15 protein-coding genes are annotated in these 16110 nt (G+C 38.0%); 14 read left to right on the top strand and 1 reads right to left on the bottom strand.

The window, feature by feature from the left end; translation table 11 throughout:
* Nucleotides 1–102 precede the first annotated feature (102 nt).
* The 13 genes from JOC83_RS12805 (at nt 103) to JOC83_RS12745 (ending at nt 14991) form a co-directional block, all read left to right on the top strand.
* Complete coding sequence (locus tag JOC83_RS12805; RefSeq protein WP_205187694.1) at nt 103–1332, top strand: acyl-CoA dehydrogenase; 1230 nt, start codon at nt 103–105, stop codon at nt 1330–1332.
* 19 nt (nt 1333–1351) lie between these two features.
* Nucleotides 1352–2125 carry an SDR family oxidoreductase gene (locus JOC83_RS12800; RefSeq protein WP_205187693.1) on the top strand — a complete coding sequence of 258 codons (774 nt, stop codon included), beginning with the start codon at nt 1352–1354 and terminating at the stop codon, nt 2123–2125.
* Between the two features lie 53 nt (nt 2126–2178).
* Complete coding sequence (locus tag JOC83_RS12795) at nt 2179–2748, top strand: TetR-type transcription factor C-terminal domain-containing protein (protein WP_205187692.1); 570 nt, start codon at nt 2179–2181, stop codon at nt 2746–2748.
* A gap of 80 nt (nt 2749–2828) precedes the next feature.
* Complete coding sequence (locus JOC83_RS12790; RefSeq protein WP_205187691.1) at nt 2829–3716, top strand: 3-hydroxyacyl-CoA dehydrogenase family protein; 888 nt, start codon at nt 2829–2831, stop codon at nt 3714–3716.
* Nucleotides 3713–4777 (top strand): phosphotransferase family protein, encoded by a 1065-nt coding sequence (locus tag JOC83_RS12785; protein ID WP_205187690.1) that lies wholly within the window; start codon nt 3713–3715, stop codon nt 4775–4777. Before JOC83_RS12790 ends, JOC83_RS12785 begins: the two co-directional genes overlap by 4 nt.
* A complete protein-coding gene (locus JOC83_RS12780) occupies nt 4778–5524 on the top strand; it encodes a 2-phosphosulfolactate phosphatase (protein WP_205187689.1) in 747 nt (248 codons plus the stop codon).
* A 26-nt stretch (nt 5525–5550) separates the two neighbouring features.
* Nucleotides 5551–7329, top strand: coding sequence for an acyl-CoA dehydrogenase family protein (locus tag JOC83_RS12775; RefSeq protein ID WP_205187688.1), 1779 nt, complete (start codon nt 5551–5553; stop codon nt 7327–7329).
* A 78-nt stretch (nt 7330–7407) separates the two neighbouring features.
* Nucleotides 7408–8187: an enoyl-CoA hydratase/isomerase family protein gene (locus JOC83_RS12770; RefSeq protein WP_205187687.1), complete on the top strand. Its 780-nt coding sequence runs from the start codon at nt 7408–7410 to the stop codon at nt 8185–8187.
* 13 nt (nt 8188–8200) lie between these two features.
* The gene (locus JOC83_RS12765) at nt 8201–9178 is read left to right on the top strand and encodes a quinone oxidoreductase family protein (RefSeq protein ID WP_205187686.1); all 978 of its coding nucleotides are present in this window, start codon (nt 8201–8203) and stop codon (nt 9176–9178) included.
* Between the two features lie 202 nt (nt 9179–9380).
* Nucleotides 9381–11261: a molecular chaperone HtpG gene (gene htpG / locus JOC83_RS12760; RefSeq protein WP_205187685.1), complete on the top strand. Its 1881-nt coding sequence runs from the start codon at nt 9381–9383 to the stop codon at nt 11259–11261.
* A gap of 164 nt (nt 11262–11425) precedes the next feature.
* Nucleotides 11426–12823 carry a cobyrinic acid a,c-diamide synthase CobB gene (locus JOC83_RS12755; protein ID WP_205187684.1) on the top strand — a complete coding sequence of 466 codons (1398 nt, stop codon included), beginning with the start codon at nt 11426–11428 and terminating at the stop codon, nt 12821–12823.
* Nucleotides 12824–12934: 111 nt separating this feature from the next.
* Entirely contained in the window at nt 12935–13279 is a 345-nt protein-coding gene (locus JOC83_RS20340) for a hypothetical protein (protein ID WP_205187683.1), read from the top strand.
* Nucleotides 13280–14286: 1007 nt separating this feature from the next.
* On the top strand, nt 14287–14991 hold the full coding sequence (locus JOC83_RS12745; protein WP_205187682.1) for a hypothetical protein: 705 nt from the start codon (nt 14287–14289) through the stop codon (nt 14989–14991).
* An 87-nt stretch (nt 14992–15078) separates the two neighbouring features.
* On the opposite strand, the gene mug is transcribed toward JOC83_RS12745, so the two are convergent.
* Nucleotides 15079–15600 carry a G/U mismatch-specific DNA glycosylase gene (gene mug, locus JOC83_RS12740; RefSeq protein ID WP_205187681.1) on the bottom strand — a complete coding sequence of 174 codons (522 nt, stop codon included), beginning with the start codon at nt 15598–15600 and terminating at the stop codon, nt 15079–15081.
* Nucleotides 15601–15711: 111 nt separating this feature from the next.
* Between mug and JOC83_RS12735 the strand changes: the two genes are divergently transcribed.
* Nucleotides 15712–16011 carry a hypothetical protein gene (locus JOC83_RS12735; protein WP_205187680.1) on the top strand — a complete coding sequence of 100 codons (300 nt, stop codon included), beginning with the start codon at nt 15712–15714 and terminating at the stop codon, nt 16009–16011.
* Nucleotides 16012–16110: the final 99 nt, after the last annotated feature.

Here is a 16110-nt window from a genome sequence, read left to right as displayed (position 1 = left end):
TCGGAATAATAGTTGAATATTTTGGTAGAAGTTGTATACTAAATATGAACTTACATACCAACCGGTTAGTTAGTTTAATTGGTATATGAAAGGAATGATTATGTGAACTTTTCCTATTCACCAAAAGTGAAAGAATTACAGCAAAAGCTAAATAGATTTATGGAAGAACAGATTTATCCGAACGAAAAGCTTTATGAACAGCAATTGAATGAACAACAAAGTAGATGGAGTCATGTTCCGCCAGTCATGGAAGAGTTAAAGCAAAAAGCAAAAGCAGAAGGATTGTGGAATTTATTTTTACCAGAAAGTGAATATGGTGCAGGTTTGACAAATACTGAATATGCACCTCTTTGTGAAATTATGGGGCGATCACTTCTTGCGCCTGAAGTGTTTAACTGCAGTGCACCTGATACAGGTAACATGGAAGTGTTAGTTCGTTACGGAACAGATAAACAAAAGCAACAATGGTTAGTTCCTCTACTAAACGGGGAAATTCGCTCTTGCTTTTCTATGACTGAGCCTCATGTAGCCTCATCGGATGCGACAAATATTGAAACAGACATTCGAAAAGAGGGCGATGGGTATGTCATTAATGGACGCAAGTGGTGGACATCCGGTGCAGGTGACCCTCGCTGTAAAATTTCTATTCTAATGGGAAAAACCAACAAGGATGCCGATCGACATGAACAGCAATCTATGATTTTAGTTCCATTAGATACACCTGGTGTCAAAATAGAACGCATGCTTTCTGTATTTGGCTACGATCATGCTCCTCATGGTCACGCTGAAATGACATTTGAAAATGTAAGGGTTCCTGCTGACAACATCATTTGGGGAGATGGAAAAGGGTTTGCAATTGCACAAGGTAGACTGGGTCCTGGTCGCATTCACCACTGCATGAGGTTAATTGGAGCAGCTGAACGTGCACTTGAAGAATTATGTAAGCGTGTTCAAAGTCGAAAAGCATTCGGAAAACCTTTAGCAAGTCAAGGTGTCATTAAAGAGTGGATTGCAGACTCAAGAATTGAAATTGAGCAAGCAAGACTTTTAACCTTAAAAGCAGCCTATATGATGGACACGGTTGGAAATAAAGAAGCCAAAGCAGAAATTGCGATGATTAAAGTCGTAGCTCCTTCAATGGCTTTGCGTGTATTAGATCGGGCTATTCAAGCTTTTGGTGGTGCTGGTGTATCCGATGATTTTCCGCTCGCTGCTCAGTGGGCAAATGCACGTACATTACGAATGGCAGATGGTCCGGATGAAGTTCACCGTGCCCAGCTTGCCAAATTAGAGCTGCAAAAGCAGAAAGATAACGTCTATTCATTACATTAAGAAAGCGAGGGATTTTTGGATGAATGTCTTACAGTTGTTTGATTTAACCGGCAAAACCGCCATTGTCACCGGTGGCGGCAGAGGATTAGGTGCTCAAATCGCCCGAGGGTTTGCAGAAGCTGGTGCGAATGTTGTCCTTTGTTCACGAAAAGTAGAAGCGTGCCAAGAAGTTGCCAAGGAGCTTGAGACATTAGGCGTTCGAACATTAGCTCTAAAATGTGATGTCGCAAATGCAGAGGATGTTCGTTACGTTGTGGAAGAAACGAAAAAGACATTTGAAACAATTGACATTTTAGTTAACAATAGCGGGGCAACATGGGGTGCGCCAGTTACAGACATGCCTTTAGAAGCGTGGCAAAAAGTAATGGATGTGAACGTAACCGGAACATTTTTAATGAGTCAGGAAGTAGGGAAAGTCATGATTGCACAGCGAACAGGAAAAATTATTAACATTGCATCCGTCGCTGGATTAGGGGGTACTGATCCAAGATTTATGGATACGATTGGATACAACACAAGTAAAGGGGCAGTCATCACTTTCACAAAAGATTTGGCTGCAAAATGGGGGCAGTATAACATTAACGTAAATGCCCTTGCACCTGGGTTTTTCCCGACTAAAATGTCAAAAGGAATCATTGAGCATGGTAAAGAATCTATTTTAAATTTTACACCCCTTGGACGATTTGGAAACGACGATGACTTAAAAGGAGCTGCATTATTTTTGGCTTCCAATGCCTCAAATTATGTAACCGGTGATGTACTAGTTGTAGACGGTGGAGTTCATGCGATGTAATGAATATGGTATAATTTTCTAAGATATTTTTGACATGATAGTGAGGAGTAAACGTGAAAAACAAACTAACTGAGAAAAGCATTGAGTTATTTGAACGAAGAGGATTTAGCGAAACATCTATCCAGGACATTGTTGATGCTCTTGGTGTAACAAAAGGAACATTTTATTACTATTTTTCTAGTAAAGAAGAATTACTGATGAACATTCATCTTCGCTACATTGATGAAATGCTAAAACAACAAGAAGACATTCTATTAAATGATGCGAAAAGCTGTAAAGAGAAAATATTTGATATGGTCTATATGCTCATTCGTCATATTAAAACAGACGGTTCAAGTGCCAAAGTATTTTTTCGCGAGATGAAAAACTTAAGTGAAGAACGATTGAATGAAATTATTGAGAAGCGAGATCTTTTTCGTTTTAACATTGAACAAATTGTTATAAAAGGAATTGAAACAGGAGAGTTTCGTTCCGACTTAAATCCAAGCATTGTCACTTTTGGTATGTTAGGTATGGCAAATTGGAGCTATCAATGGTTCAATCCAAACGGAAGCATGACAGACGAAGAGGTGTCAGAAATGTTTATCGACATCATGTTAAAAGGAATTGAACAGCAACAGTAAAAAGGGAGGTAACCTTCTCATACTCCCTTCTCAAAACATACCAACTGGTTAGTATTAAATAGTTTAAGGAGGAGAAAGAAATGAATAACCAAGATATAAAGCGACTGACAGTTATTGGAGCAGGACAAATGGGACACCAAATTGGAATGCTTTGTGCGTTAGGAGGCTTTGATACAACCATTCAAGACTTAGAAGAACAGGCACTTGTAAAAGCGAAACAAAGCTTACAAGCTATTATGAGCAAATGGGTTCAAAAAGGGAAACTATCAGAAGATCAAAAAGAAGCGGCTTTTCATCGATTATCGTTTACTACTAGTCTTGAAAAAGCAGCTACAAATGCTGATTTTATTATAGAAGCAGTAGTAGAGCGATTAGATGTTAAACAAGAGGTTTTCAAGCAAATTGACCGTTTTGCTCCTTCTCATGCTATTTTAGCTACAAATAGCTCAACCATTGTTAATAGTTTAATTGCCAATGTTACAAATCGCGCTGATAAAGTAGTAAACATGCATTTCTTCTTCCCACCACTTGTCATGGACTGCGTAGAAGTGGTCATGAGTGAACAAACATCTGAAGAAACCGCTCAAGTAACAATGAACGTTTGTAAGCAAATTAATCGGACTGCTGTCTTATTAAAGAAAGAAATCTCTGGTTTTATCGCCAATCGTATATTAGGAGCTTTGCAGAAAGAAGCTGTTTCTCTTTATGAGCAAGGAATTGCTGATTTCAAAGACATTGATATCATTTGCCGAAAAGCACTTAACCATCCAATTGGACCGTTTGAGTTAATGGATTTGTCAGGTATCGACGTCGGTTATTATGTAATGGAACAACGCTTTAAAGAAACGGGAGATCCATCAGATCAACCATTTGCATGCATCGTTGAAAAAGTAAAAGAAGGCAATTTAGGACGTAAAACAGGTCAAGGGTGGTACAGCTATCAAAAAGAAGGAGTGAAAACAATTTGAGCACAAACGATACAATCTCTATACGACCAGGCGAAGAACTTAACGTAAAAAACCTTCAAACTTTTTTATCTCAACATCTTGGTATACCAGCTGGTTCACTTGAGGTGTTGCAGTTTTCAGCTGGCCATTCCAATTTAACGTATCAACTGAAAGTAGGTGAGTGGGAAGCAGTATTACGGCGCCCTCCACTCGGTCCACTTGCTCCAAAAGCTCACGATATGGAGCGAGAATACCAAATTATTTCAGCTATTCATCCTCTTTTTTCACCAGCGCCAAAACCCATTCTGTTCTCAAAAGATGAATCGGTTGTTGGAAGTCCGTTTTTTCTAATGGAAAGAAAGCACGGCGTTGTTTTAGATACTTCATTTCCAACAAATACGCTGATTACAAATGAGCTTTGTCAGCAGCTTTCAGAAACAATGGTTGACCAGCTCGTTCAGCTACACAACATTAACTACCACGATACAAAGCTAAAAGATATGAGTAAGCCACAAGGATTTTTGGAGCGTCAAGTCCATGACTGGATTTCTAGATATGAGCGAGCCAAAACCGATGACATGAAAGAAGCCGAGCTTGTAATGAAATGGCTAACAGAACATATCCCCGCTACTCAAGACTCAACCATTATTCATTACGATTACAAATTTAATAATGCCATGTTTAGTTCAGACTTACGATCCATGGTCGGTTTGTTTGATTGGGAAATGACCACCGTTGGCGACCCACTTGCTGACTTAGGGGTCGCCATGAGCTATTGGACACAAGTGGATGATCCTGACTTATTAAAGTTTGGACTTGGCAAACCACCGATTACCGTTACAGAGGGGTTTTTCACAAGAAAGCAATTCATTGAGATGTACAGCAAAAAAAGTGGCAGAGACGTTACAAACATAGACTTTTATTTGACATTCGCCTATTTCAAGCTAGCCGTTATTTGTCAGCAAATTTATTACCGTTATAAAAAAGGGCAAACGAACGATAAGCGATTCTCCTCTTTTAATCGTTTCGTCCAGACCTTAATTAATCATGGGGTACATGTTATGTCAAAGGAAGTCTCGTAAATGACGAAAATACATGTGCTATTAAGAAAGGAAGAGATTTCACCTGACAAGTTAGCTGTTGGATATAAAATTGCCATTGTTCTAGATGTCCTTCTTGCTACTACAACGATTACGTCTGCTCTCTATGACGGAGCGACTGAAGTTGTTCCTGTGATGAACCGAGTAGAAGCCAAACGACGATGTCAAGAATATAAGCAGGGGCACTACGTTCTAGCAGGTGAAGAGCGAGCACAACCGATTGAAGGGTTTGTCTATCCAAGTCCTTTAATTCTTCGTCCGTTTGTGAAGAAAAAAGCGCTTATTTTATCAACAACAAATGGAACGGTTGCACTAAAAAAAGCGGCGCGTGCCAAAAAAGTATATGCATCATCTCTTTTAAATAACCCGAGTGTTGCGAGTGCTGTCAAACAAAATCAAGAAGTCGATACGATTGTCATCATTTGTGCAGGTAATTCGGGCGAAGTAAGTTTAGAAGACTTGTATGGAGCAGGAGACTTCATTCATTCCTTACTTAACGATCATCACTCAACCTATGAATTAACAGATGCAGCAACTGCCGCCCTTTCATTTTACAAAGGCTGCTCCAAAGCATACGACGTTTTATCTTCTTCGCGAGTCGGTCGGTTGTTAAAGCGCTATGATGCATTAGAAGAATTAGTATTTGCAGCCAAGAAAGGGACGATGAATGTCGTACCTATCCTTCAAGGAGAGAAAATCGTCTTAGACTATTCAACTCAGCCTTTTTAATCAGAGACTGAAAGGGGTTATTTCGAATGAAACAAACAAATGAACGATATCAAGGTGCACATTTTTTATTTTCAAAAACATCTGTAAGTGATGTGTTTACTCCTGAAGACTTTACAGATGAACATCGAATGATTGGCACGACCGCAAAGCAGTTTATTGAAAAAGAGGTTATTCCTCACAACGCTCACATTGAACAGCAAGACTTTACACTTGTGACTTCTTTGCTTAAAAAAGCAGGGAATTTAGGATTATTAGCTCACAGCATCCCCGAACAATATGGTGGCCTTGGCTTAGATAAAATTAGCAAAGGGATTGTTGGAGAAATGGTAGGCCCCTCTAGTGGATATGGTGTCGCTCATTCTAATCATACATGTATTGCAACGTTGCCGATTACGTATTTCGGAACGCATGAACAAAAAGAAAAATATTTACCGAAAATGGCTTCTGGTGAATATATAGGAGCTTATTGTCTAACCGAACCTAACGCTGGATCAGATGCTTTAGCTGCTCAAACAACCGCTCGTTTAAATAAAGCGGGGACACATTACTTATTAAATGGCTCTAAGCTATATATTACGAATGCTGTATTTTCACAAACATTTATTGTGTATGCAAAAGTAGATGGACAACACTTTACCGCTTTCATTGTCGAAAAGAACTTCAAAGGGCTTTCATTAGGTCCTGAAGAAGACAAAATGGGGATTAAAGGGTCTTCAACGAGAACTGTTATTTTTGAAGATTGTGAGGTTCCGATCGAAAACGTATTAGGAGAAATAGGCAAAGGGCACATCATTGCTTTAAATGTGTTAAACCTCGGCCGCTTTAATTTAGGATCGGCATGTATGGGAGCATCCAAGTACGGGTTAAAAAAGACTGTGCACTTTGTACAAGAAAGAAAGCAATTCGACTGCGAAATTGGCCAGTTTCCTGCTTCAAAAGAAAAAGTAGCAAAAATGACTGCTCGTATTTATGCAGCGGAATCCGTTCAATATCGTACAGCACACCTATTAGAAGAAGCACTCGGGGATTTGTATACATCAACAGATTTCAAAGTGATTGGAAAACGAATGAGTGAATACGCAACTGAATGTGCCATATGCAAAGTGTTCGGTTCAGAAACACTGGATTATGTAGTAGATGAAGCCTTGCAGCTTCACGGAGGCGCAGGCTTTATTAAAGAATATGGCATTGAGCAAATGTATCGTGATTCTCGTATTAATCGTATTTTCGAAGGAACAAATGAAATCAATCGCCTCCTTATCCCGACGCACTTATTCCGCAAAGTTGCTAAAGGAGATGTTGAGCTTGAAACAAAAGTACAAGAAGCATTATTACAGCTACAGCAACCTTCTTCATATAGCGTAGACGAATGGGCAAAAGAGCTTGAAAGTGTTGATTTATTACGTCACATTTTCTTGTTGTGTACAGGAATTGCATATGAATCATTTGGAAGTAATCTTGTGCATGAGCAAGAAACATTGATGAAGTTAGCCGACCTTGCGATTGCTTTATTCTCAGTAGAATCTGTGGTGTATCGTACATACAAATCGATTCTACAATATGGAGAAGCTGCGTCTTCACTGAAAATGGATTTAACAAGAACATATGTAGAAGAACAGCTTTGGGAAGTCGAACGAATTAGTCGTCAACTAGTAACGGAATTAACCGACGGCAAGAAGCAACAGCAAGTAGTGGAACTATTAATGAAAGCGTGCAGTCGCTACTCTTCTTTTGATCAAAGCATTGAGCGAAATCGACGCATTGCTGATTTGCAATACCGTGCAGGACAATTTGCTTGTAACTAAGGAGGGAACACAGGGTCAGATGTTCTTGTCGATGGAGGATGGCTACTTTTATAAAGCAAATAAAAGGGAGAGATTAACATGAGTCAACAACATTTACTTATTGATTATTACCAATCTGTGATGGTGATTACATTAAATCGACCAGATAGCTTAAATTCATTTAGCTCTGAAATGATCTTAGGTCTAACTGATGCATTAAAAGAAGCGCAAGGCAATGACGACGTGCGTGCAATTGTGTTAACAGGGGCCGGAAGATCATTTAGTGCTGGCGGTGATGTCAAAACAATGGGGAAAGCTGATGGCGAAGTGGTATACGAGCATATTGGAAAATTAAACGAGTGTATTTTGACTATGCAGCAAATTGAAAAACCGATTTTAGCGGCCGTTCATGGTTTTGCGGCTGGAGCTGGTTTTAACCTTGCACTAGCATGTGACTTAATTATCGCAGCAGACGACAGTAAGTTTGCTTTAAGTTTCTCAAAAGTCGGGCTCATTTCAGACGGAGGAGGCTCTTACTTTTTACCACGCTTAATTGGGCCACAGCTAGCGAAGCAGTTTTTCTTTACAGCAGAGCCAATCCCTGCTGAGCGACTTTATCAATTAGGGGTTATTAATCAATTAGTGAAGATTGAAGCACTGGAAGAAGAAGTGATGAAATATGCGACCATGCTTGCTCAAGGCCCTGTAAAAGCTTACGGTATGCAAAAGAAAATCATTAACCATGCTTTGACCTCTACACTTGATGAAATCTTAGAGCAAGAGCGAATGACACAAACGTTAATGATCACAACAAACGATCATCAAGAAGGCATTGCCGCATTTAAAGAAAAACGAAAACCAATCTTTCAAGGAAAATAAGGGGGAAATGAAGATGAAAGCCATTCAACTTTCACAATATGGTGGTCCAGAAGTATTACAGGTCGTTGAGCTTAATCGCCCAACACCGAGCGGATATGAAGTATTAATTGAGGTTCATGCAGTGGGCGTTAACTATGCTGACACCGCACGTCGTGAAGGACAGTATGTAGTTAAAACACCGCTTCCGTTTATTCCAGGTGCAGAAATTGCAGGAGTTGTAGTGGAGGTAGGAGAACGCGTTACCAACCTTCAACCAGGAGATCGCGTCGTAACGCTAATCGAGTCTGGAGGCTATGCTGAGTTTGCTCTCGCGGACGCACGAGGGGTGATTCCTCTTCCTGACGCGTTACGTTACGAACTTGCAGTTGCATTACCACTACAAGGGTTGAGTGCTTATCATGTGTTAAAAACGATGGGGCGCCTTGAAAAAGGAGAAACGGTTCTCGTACACGCTGCTGCAGGTGGAGTCGGAACAATTGCCGTTCAACTTGCAAAAATTTTTGGTGCAGGGAAGGTAATCGCAACAGCAAGTACAGAAGAAAAACTAGCATTGGCTCGTGAAATGGGAGCAGATGTTGTCGTTAACTATACGAAAGATGGCTGGGAGAACGATGTATTGGAGTCAACTGACGGCAAAGGGGTAGATGTAGCGCTTGAAATGGCTGGAGGAGACGTTTTTTATAACACCTTGAAATGTCTTGCGACGTTTGGACGTCTTGTCATCTATGGGGTTGCTAGCGGTGAACAAAGTCGTTTTTATCCTTCCTCTTTAATGGCTAGAAATCAATCCGTCATTGGCTTTTTCCTTCCACAAATCATGAGAAAACGTGAATTGCTTCAACCAAGCTTACAAGAGCTTTTTACGTATGTAGAAGACGGTAGATTAAAGCTTACGATCGGCCAAGTGTTTGCCATGGAAGAAGCAGCTCACGTTCATGAGCTCATGCAAAGTCGTCAAACAAAGGGTAAACTAGTTCTCATTCCAAAATAACTCTCATCATACTTATTACGCCCCTTATACAATGAGTGAATAAGGGGTTGTTCATGTGAATTTTAACTAAAAGAGAACAACAAAAAGGTTAAAAATGTATTGACAAAAAACAGGTAACTATGATAAGTAAATAAATGATTAGCACTCTTTCTTACCAAGTGCTAACCGTACATATTTATAAAGAACAGAAAGGGGAAAGTCTATGACAATGCAGCCATTTAAAGCCGAATCAAAGCGGTTGTTAGACATGATGATTCATTCAATTTACACGCAAAAGGAAATCTTTCTTCGGGAGTTAATTTCCAATTCAAGTGATGCTATCGATAAGCTTTACTATAAGGCTTTAACGGATGATTCACTTCAATTCGACCAAAGTCAGTATTTTATTAAAATCACTGCAAATAAAGAAACAAGAACGTTACACATTGTAGATACTGGAATTGGCATGACAAAAGAGGAGCTTGAGAACAACCTCGGAACAATTGCAAAAAGCGGGTCACTCGCGTTTAAAGCAGAAAATGAGTTAAAAGACGGCCATGATATTATTGGGCAATTTGGTGTTGGATTTTACTCTTCATTTATGGTAGCTGATAAAGTAACCGTCCTAACAAAGCCATTTGGTCATGAAGTTGCATATAAGTGGGAATCAACAGGAGCAGACGGCTACACCATTGAAACGGCAGAAAAAGCACGTGTTGGAACCGAAGTGATCTTAACAATTAAGGAAAATACAGAAGAAGAGACATACGATGAGTATTTAGATGAGCACACCCTTCGTTCCATTGTGAAAAAGTATTCTGATTTCATTCGATATCCAATTAAGATGGATGTCACAACGAGCCGTCCAAAAGAAGGCAGTGAATCTGAATTTGAACACATTCAAGAAGAACAAACCATCAACAGCATGGTTCCAATCTGGCGTAAAAATAAAAGTGAGCTAACATCTGAAGACTATGAAGCATTTTACCATGAAAAACATTACGGATTTGACAACCCGCTTAAGCATCTTCACATTAGTGTAGACGGTACGATTCGTTATCAAGCCATCTTGTTCATTCCAGAGAAAACGCCGTTTGATTATTACACTAAAGAATACGAAAAAGGATTAGAGCTTTATTCCAACGGTGTGTTGATTATGAACAAGTGTAGTGATTTGCTTCCTGATTATTTTGGGTTTGTAAAAGGGCTTGTTGATTCAGAGGACTTGTCATTAAATATCTCACGAGAAATGTTACAGCACGATCGTCAGCTAACATTCATTGCTAAAAATATTAAAAATAAGATTAAAAACCAATTAAAAACCATGCTAAAAAATGAGCGTGAGACATATGAAGCGTTCTTTGAATCATTTGGTAAGCAGTTAAAATATGGTGTTTACAGTGACTTTGGGGCAAACAAAGAAGACCTTCAAGACTTGCTGTTGTTTTACTCATCAAAAGAGAAAAAGCTGGTAACGTTAGAAGAGTATGTTTCAAGAATGCCTGAAAATCAAACGCATATTTATTACGCGTCTGGTGAATCGTATGAGCGTATTGCCAACATGCCACAAACAGAGCTCGTTCAAGATAAAGGCTATGAAATTTTATATTTTGTCGATGAAATTGACGAGTTCGCCGTTAAGATGCTAATGAATTACGATGGGAAGGAATTCAAGTCCGTTTCAAGCGGCGATTTGAACCTTGATGATTCCAACGAAGACGCAGATGCAGATAACGAAACTACTAAGCATAAAGAGCTTTTCGACTACATGAAAGAACGATTAGCGGGTAAAGTAAAAGCGGTTAAAGAATCGAAGCGATTAAAAACACATCCTGTTTGCTTATCAACAGACGGTGACGTAACAATTGAGATGGAAAAAATCTTACGTGCAATGCCTGATAATCAAAACATTAAAGCGGATAAAATACTAGAGATTAATCCAAATCATGATATCTTCAAAGCCCTTACTCAAGCATTTGAACACGATAAAGAAAAAGTTGATCTCTACACAAATCTTTTATACAACCAAGCCCTTCTCATTGAAGGACTTCCACTTGAAGATCCAGTTGCCTTTACGAATGACATGTGTAAAGTAATGGTTTAATTTAGTAAGTGATAGACGTTGATATACTTCTCTTTAAGTAGACAGATTTTAAAATTTGCTACTTGAAAGAGGGGTATTTTTTTATCTCGTAGCGAATTAACTCTGATGGGGATAAAAAAAGATTTTTCGCTTACTAACCCTTTGTGGAGAGGAGAACGTATTAGATGACTGAAAGAAGACTTGTTATTGCCGGTACTGGAAGTGGTGTTGGCAAAACGACGTTAACAATTGGCTTAATGTCTGCATTGATGAAAAAAGGCTTAACCGTTCAAGGATTTAAGTGTGGTCCAGATTATATTGACCCTACATACCATACTGCCGTTACGAAGCGTCCTTCTAGGAATTTAGACAGTTGGATGCTATCAAAAGAGACAGTTATTGATATTTTAGCGCATGGAAGTAAAGGAGCAGATATTTCAATCATTGAAGGGGTAATGGGCTTTTTTGACGGAAAAGATCCAAAAACCAATGAAGGTAGCACAGCCGACATTAGTATCATTACGAAAAGTCCCGTTCTATTAGTTGTCAATTGTGAAAGTGTGGCGAGAAGTGCAGCTGCTATTGTGAGAGGGTTTCAATTATTAGATGATAAGCCAAATATTGTTGGTGTCATTGCAAACAAAGTTGGAAGTGAAGGTCATTTTAACCTCGTGAAAACAGCCATTGAACAAGAGTGTTACATTCCTGTCATTGGTTATTTGAAGCGAGAGCTTGAAATTGAAATACCAGAAAGACACCTTGGTTTAATTCCGTCAATTGAACGAGGGGAACTCGATTCGTTTTTTAGTAAGTTAGGAGATTTGATTCTTGAAACAGTTGATTTCGATCGGTTACTGAAGCTATCTGTTGCATCTTCACTTAAGAGGACTGAAGCACCGTCTCTATTTAACAATAAAAGTGAAAAAATAATTAAGCTTGCGGTGGCTAAAGATGCGGCATTTAATTTTTACTATCCTGAAAATCTCGAACTCTTACAATCTTACGGTGCAGATATCGTTTATTTCTCACCACTTGCAAATGAACCTCTCCCAATGGATGTGGACGGATTATACCTTGGTGGTGGCTTTCCTGAAGAATTTGCACGTGAGCTTTCACAAAATAATGTAACAAAAAGCTCACTTAGACAGGCGATCCAACGAGGGATACCAACATTGGCTGAGTGCGGAGGGTTTATGTATTTAACCGATTCTATTGAAACAACAGAAAAGAAACGTTATTCAATGGTAGGTGTCATATCAGGTTATGTGAAAATGCAGTCAAAACTTGCGGCATTAGGCTATCGAGAAATTAACGGACGAAACCATAACTTTTTAATTGATCACCATCAACAAGCAAGAGGTCATGAGTTTCATTACTCTACTTTTCATCCAACTAACGAGTTTGATTATGCGTATGAAACAAAAGGCATGCACGGTACAAAGCAAGAAGGCTATTTAAACCAAAATGTTGTGGCAGGGTATACACATTTTCACTTTGCTTCTAATCCTGAGTTGGTCATAAATTGGATTAACCACTGTGAAGAAGTGAAGCAACGAACACCTATGAAACTTACGGATAAATAAAAGGAGAACAAAACGAATAGCTATTACCTGCTTTTTGATGGTATTGTACCTGTTCACTAGAACTTTAGTTCGTGTCATACTTAACGAAATTGAGGAAGGGAGCGGGATACAATGCCAGAACATCCCAAGGTAAAGCGAACACTTTCAACTAACGAAATCGTTAACCTTTATTTGTCTGGAGAAAGCACGAAGAAAATCGCTGAAAAAGCAAAAAGAACTATTCAATGTTTTGCTAATTGGATATACAAGGATAAAGGTCTATATCTTGAAAGAAAATTTAAGGAATTCCAGCGTGAGCCATTGCATCTTTCTCAAATAAAAGACAGAGATAAAAAAAGAACAAAAGCTGCAGTTGCTGAGCGGAAACAAACATTTCTTAACGAATCCTCAAGAACAAGTAGTGTTCAGTTATCATGTAAACAGATAAAGAGTTTAATTCTAAATTTGAGCAACTAACTATAAAAAGGGAGTAGACGCATAAAACTTACTCTCATCTTTTTTATTTTCAAGTTAACATAATATATATTCTAGGTACGTAAATAAAAAAATGATTTTTCGTCTCATTTTATAAGTATACTTTAGATAGTGAGACAGAAAAGAAAATAAAGAAAGAATTCTTATCAGTAAATAACTCATGTACGTACACTGAATTTACGTTCTATATTATGTATGTGACTGGAATATGAGATTCAATCATGTTCAGGGTATCCCAAGTTAATTTAAGCTTTATCCAGATCATACATATTCATTTACAAAAGCTAAGATTTCATTAAGTAACTTTTTATCTATCTCTCTATTTCATTTAGTTAACATAATAACCAAAAAGTGAAAAATCAGCACTTCATTTATGATCTAATTGAACAAATTTAAAGTTGAAATTGAAGTCGTTTTTTAATGTTTTTTGGATAATTATTCATATTTAATTGTTATAATCTCGTATATTTTGTAACAATAACCATTAAAATGGATAAAAATTCTTCCGTCCCTTTGTCTTATCTTTACTCGAAATCATCTACGTTACACTTTCCTATTGTGGTGAATACTGGATTGTTGTATAATGAATACTAATAAAACTACGTACATAATTAGATCTAATGAATCTTATTCATTAAAGGAGCGATAGCCATGAATATTACGATTTATTACGGAAATCATGAAGATAAAACGATTCACACGATGGATTGTCATATAGATATCGAAGAAGAAGAAATGGTAGCTTTAACGGAAGCTCGTTAATTTTATAAAACCAATTAAGGTGATAGCATTTTATGTGCTATCACCTTTTTCATGTCCCGCTCCCTCCCCTCGCTCCGCTAAATGGTTCATTTTATTTACACTATTTATTATGTGAAATTTCTTTCATCTTCTCTTTACATTTTGTTCAAGTTTCTGTATGATATGAATATAAACAGAACATACGTTCGACTACTCTTCATAGAACGAACAGAAAGGAGTACTTTTTAGTGGCTACAAATAAGAGAACAAGTAAAAAGAAGCTCCCTCCTACTCTTTCGAACACAGGCTTTATTGGCGCTACGTTCGCAGATAAGAGTGAAATCCTAAAAAATGAATATTATTTCCCTCGTAAAAGCATGAAAATAACGCACCATGTGCTCGATGCGCTATTGCAAGGTACAAGTCATGTGTTTGCTCAACATGGCGTTCCCGCTTTTCTATCATGCGCTTACCTTCCTAAATATAAAAAGCTAGGGTTGGTTCTTTCTACAAAGCCTTTTAGTAAACGTGAAGGTTTAGGCTATTTTATCAACTATTTAAAAGAAATTGGACATATTGATTGGGATGAAAAAACGAAGGAATATGAAATACATAATACGTCTTTTATCGGCGTTGTCTTTGCAGATTTAGAGAAAATTGAACGATTTACCTTCGATTTTGAAATGGAATTGATTTCTAAATTTATAAAAGAATTAATTATTCCCGCTAAAGAGCTATTTCTACAGCATAACGTAAAAGCGTACATATCTGGTGTTGAGAACGAGGAACAGCATAAATTAGGTTTTGTCTTATCTATTAAGCCTTATGATGAGCGAAAAGAAGCTGAGCTGTATTTTGTGGAGTATTTAAAAGAACGTGGTTTGTATGAATACGATGAAGATGAAGAAGAACTTGTTCCCATTCATACAAAGTGGAGTCTGTTTAAGTCATAAACAATAAATAAAGCCGAGAGTATGAATATGACTCTTGGCTTTATTTATTGCAAGACGTTATTCTAATCAGGTCCTCTTAAGAAAGGTTTATTCCTTTTTCTTCATTTGTTGAACTAAGTCCGGTAATTGAGAATAAAGATGAACAATCTTATCTACTTTAATCCGCACAAGACCACTTGAAGACGGCGCAACAAAGTCCATTACATGAGGAACAACAGACGTATCCTGCACACCCCATGGAGCTCTCTTTTGCTTGCTGTATTCAAGGTATACGCCTTTTCCTACAAAACAGACGATGCGAGGCTTGTAAAAAGTAATCTTCTCATTTAATGTTTTTCTCCCTTCTTCGTATTCCTCTCTTGTAATTTCTGCCGCTTCTTTCGTAGGCCTTGTCACGATATTTGTGAGCCCATAACCTAGATCAAGTAATGTAAAATCTTCTTCTGGATGATATCTTCTAGGCGTAATGCCTGCTCTATGTAAAATCGTCCAAAAACGATTACGGGGATTTGCAAAATGATGACCTGTTTCTCCAGAGACTAGACTGGGGTTAAAGCCAACAAATAAGATGTCTAAATCGTGCTTCATATAATCCTTCACTTGATTCATCCTAACCACTCTCTTTCTTTTACTAGTATTGTTCATTCCCTTCTTTCACTTATGTCATACAACGAATATGTTACAATAAACAAGTACATACATAAAAAGGAGCTTCATACTATGAACCAAAAAGATGTTGAAAAACAAATTATCGCGAACTATCAACGCGATGAAGAAATGATGATTCTTGTGTTTGCGCAATGGTGTGTTAATCATGATCTAGACCCAATTGAGCTTTATACACGTGCTTATCCAAATCAAGAAAAAAATCCTGCCTTGTTGCATGCTGTTGACTTAACCGTTCCGAAAGAAGAAGCTGGAGATGTCGCAGATCAAACCCTTATTGGTGTGTTATCGTTATTTGGGAATGAAGATTTAGCATTTGTCGTAACGGAAGAAATACAAAATCGCAAAAAATAACCTAGAAAAACGCCTAGGTTATTTTTTGTTTTCATTTGATGAGTAATCATTAAAATTGAAACTTTTTACCAATATCATCCGTATCTATATGTATAACAA

Origin of the sequence: Priestia iocasae, from assembly GCF_016909075.1 — a bacterium.
GTDB lineage: Bacteria > Bacillota > Bacilli > Bacillales > Bacillaceae_H > Priestia > Priestia iocasae.
Note: the sequence above shows the minus strand (reverse complement) of the source record. Positions and strands in the feature narration are given on the sequence as shown.